Annotated in this window: 1 protein-coding gene; it reads right to left on the bottom strand. The window is 55.8% G+C overall.

Annotated elements, in window-relative coordinates; all coding sequences use genetic code 11:
- A partial coding sequence (locus FEV53_RS20570; RefSeq protein ID WP_142836437.1) for an integrase core domain-containing protein occupies window positions 1-640 on the bottom strand: 640 nt, incomplete at both ends.

Here is a 640-nt window from a genome sequence, read left to right on the forward strand (position 1 = left end):
TGTTCAGTCCCGGCATTTGGTGGATCGGATTTAGGATGAATCGATCTGGCTCTGAAGTCCAGATCTTGCAGATGTATTCGTAAGGCGTCAGCCCGCTGAGGGTCTTGAGCCTGCGGGCGAAGTTGTAGGCTGCCATGAAGTCGGCAAGGTGTGTTCGCAACTGGTCGTGATTTTCGTAGTGGAAGCGTTTGACCGTCGCCTCCTTGATGGTGCGGTTCATTCGTTCGACCTGGCCATTGGTCCACGGATGGTTCGGCTTAGTGAGCCGATGTTCGATCTCATTTGCCTCACAGATCATGTCGAACCGCATCTGCCGTGAATATGCTGTGTTCCGGTTGCGAGGCTGCTCGGCGAACTGGATGCCGTTGTCAGTGAGGATCGTGTGGATGCGATAGGGGACGGTATTGAGCAGGTGTTCGAGGAACTCCCATGCGGTCTTACGATCTGCCTTGTCCACGAGTTGGGTGACTGCGAATTTGCTGGTTCGGTCAATACCCACGAAGAGGTAGAGCTTGCCCTCCGCCGTCTGAACCTCGGCGATGTCGATATGAAAGAAGCCGATAGGGTATCGCTTGAACCGCTGCCGCTTTGGCTTGTCGCCCTCGACGTCCGGCAGGCGCGAGATGCCATTCCGTTGCAG

The sequence above is a fragment of the Palleronia caenipelagi genome (assembly GCF_007004065.1).
Lineage (GTDB): Bacteria > Pseudomonadota > Alphaproteobacteria > Rhodobacterales > Rhodobacteraceae > Palleronia > Palleronia caenipelagi.